General features: G+C 30.4%; 4 protein-coding genes. All 4 read right to left on the minus strand.

Annotated elements, in window-relative coordinates:
- Window positions 1-82 precede the first annotated feature (82 nt).
- A complete protein-coding gene (locus FH603_RS29170; RefSeq protein ID WP_342355234.1) occupies window positions 83-208 on the minus strand; it encodes a glycosyltransferase family 2 protein in 126 nt (41 codons plus the stop codon).
- Between the two features lie 19 nt (window positions 209-227).
- A complete protein-coding gene (locus FH603_RS27915) occupies window positions 228-848 on the minus strand; it encodes an acyltransferase (RefSeq protein WP_186742615.1) in 621 nt (206 codons plus the stop codon).
- A 22-nt stretch (window positions 849-870) separates the two neighbouring features.
- The gene (locus tag FH603_RS27920; protein WP_186742617.1) at window positions 871-1,848 is read right to left on the minus strand and encodes an O-antigen ligase family protein; all 978 of its coding nucleotides are present in this window, start codon (window positions 1,846-1,848) and stop codon (window positions 871-873) included.
- A 358-nt stretch (window positions 1,849-2,206) separates the two neighbouring features.
- Window positions 2,207-2,741 (minus strand): glycosyltransferase family 4 protein (locus FH603_RS27925; protein ID WP_186742619.1); only part of this gene is annotated, 535 nt, incomplete at its 5' end.

The following is a 2,741-nucleotide window of genomic DNA, read 5'->3' on the forward strand; positions in this document are numbered from 1 at the left end:
CGTCGCACCATCTGTTTTTCCAAGTCGGTTTTAATGCACGACACGGTGATTGGGTTGCTGATTAACCATCTCTTTTTCAAGCTTAATATCCACTTTTAAGGCACGACCCAATAACCTTATAATCTGTATAAGATTGTGAGTTCAAACTTGATAAACATGCCTGAGTGTACTCCCATCTGTTAAATACAGGTATTACGATAAATATCATAGTTGATTGTACGAGGTAATTATATATTTCTTATAAACTGGGCTGGGTTGCCTGCCCAAATTTGATTATCAGGAATATCTTTTGTAACAACAGAGCAGGCACCAACAATAGAATTTTTACCAATTGTAACTCCTTTCAATATTGTAGAATGAGCACCTATAAAAACATTATCTTGTATATTGATGGGTTTCTTCGAAATCATGCTTTGATCTTCATTTTTATCTTGTCTTATATGGCTGTGCAGACTATGGAAATCTGTGTCATAAATAACTGTATTTCCTCCTGTCCGAACGTTATTACCAATTGTAATCTTATGATGGCATATTATTGCAGTTGAACTTAAACCAACATTATCACCAATAGTAAGTTGGCCGTTATGATTTAAAACAAAAAAACAAGGTTGTTGACGCCCTATACGATTAGCGGAAAAACTGTTGTTTAAACGCAAGTTAGAACCCACTTTCATTTTACATCCAGGATTGATATCTACTATTGGCAACCCATTTGACGTAAAACCTTCAGCATAAGAAACATTGAAAATATAAAACATTCCTTTTGCAATAAAAGAGAAGTAGAGGAAACTAATTTTCCTGAAAATGAATCTTGTACATCTGAAAATAAAAAACAATAATTGACGCATTATAAGTTAATTTTATAATTTTTTATGAAGATACAATTAGAGATTTTATGCTAGATTTTGAGTTTAACATGTCGTTATCGATTACATAAATTTTAGCTAGGCAACAAACAAGTGCATTCATAATAATAAAGACCATTGAACTTCTCATATGGACTCCAACTGAAGGCTCTGTAAACATACATAGAAGCAAAGAAATGTAACTATAGGTATAAGCCTTCGTAATTGCCTTATAAAGAGACATATCTGATAGAGTCATCAAATGATAACGCCTTATCAAAGTTAAAGGATAAAAAACTAAACCTAAAAAAAATAGAAATCCAGCAATTCCAACTGAAAATAAAATCGTTAGGAATGAATTCTCAACATGACCAGACGCGTTGATGGTTGAAACAAACCCTGGCAATAGATTATGTTCTTTCAAACTATAATTTAAACAACCAATTGAAGATCCAAAAATTGGGTTGTTATAAATAATATTAAATCCTTTAGTCCAAAGTACATAACGGGCATCATTACCTTGAAGTTGTGCAAATCTAGAGAGATTCTCACTCGCTCCTATAAAGGATAATATTGAAAATTGTGATCCAATTAATACAAATAAAATTAGTCCAATAATCATAAAAAGACTAGACACCTTGGATAGAAACAAATACACACATATCATTATAATATAAATCGACAAACCTGCTCTAGAACCAGTTAGGTAAATAGTAAAAATAATTGTTAATATTAAAATGTAGGTAACTATATTTTTCTTAAACACTGATATCATATAAACAGAGACTCCTATACCAATACTGGTTAAATATGTAGACAATACTAATGCCTCACCAAAACTTCCCCAATATCGAATACCTCCACTACTATTCTGTGTCATTCCAGTATTTAATCCAAGATTTTCTACATCATTCAAATAAAATGATTCAAATTTCAGGTACTGCATTAATACAATAAACATTTGAAGTACATAAGATGCAATAATAATTTTAGATAATACCATAAATTTTTCATATGAATTAACATAATAAATTATAAGCAAAAATAAGACACCTAAGTAATAGTAATTGTAAAGATACTGTAGCGAATAGTAAATGTTGACACTAAAGAATACAGTCATCGTCACCCAAAAATAAAACGAGAAGTGATATTTTAAATTTATTATTGGGCCAACTTTAATAAATAGTTTTTTTGTAGATATAATATATAATAAATACAAAACCCCAACATACAACCTAAAATCATACTGAAGTTGAACCCTGTAAAATGGAACTAAAAAAACTAGTATACATAAAAAAGAAAAAAATAAATTATAGTTACGCATATTTTCTAGATCTCAATTTAAAGTAAGTGTGATTGATTTAGTTTTTTTCATATAATTCCATATATTTTTTTGCAACAAAATCTAAACTGAAACGGTCAGCCACATTTTTTTTCCCATTAGCAGAAAGCTTATTATATAAATCTTCATTCGTTAGAAGTTCTTCAAGAGCATCGCTTATTTCGTCAATGTCTGATAAATTTATCATAATTCCAGCTTCTTTAACAACCCATGGAACGGCTCCACTGCTTTTACCAGCTACGATCGGTAAACCGTAATTCATTGCTTCTACTAAAACCATTCCAAATGATTCTTCTAAAGAGGTGTGTAAGAGTACGGAACTGCTTAATAAATTAGATAAAATATTAGCATGTGACATTTTACCCAAAAAAGAAACACCTACAATATCATTAATTATACAAAATTTTACTGCAGGACCATTTGGCTCAAAAGCTGTTCCCATTGCAACTAATACTAAATCAGAAGCTTCATGTCGTATATTAGTGGGATGAATTACTCGACTAAAATCAAGGAAGACTTGGATTTGTTGCAAACCATTGAAAAACAACAATATA

The organism is Spirosoma utsteinense (assembly GCF_014282275.1).
In the GTDB taxonomy this organism is placed as follows: domain Bacteria; phylum Bacteroidota; class Bacteroidia; order Cytophagales; family Spirosomataceae; genus Spirosoma; species Spirosoma utsteinense.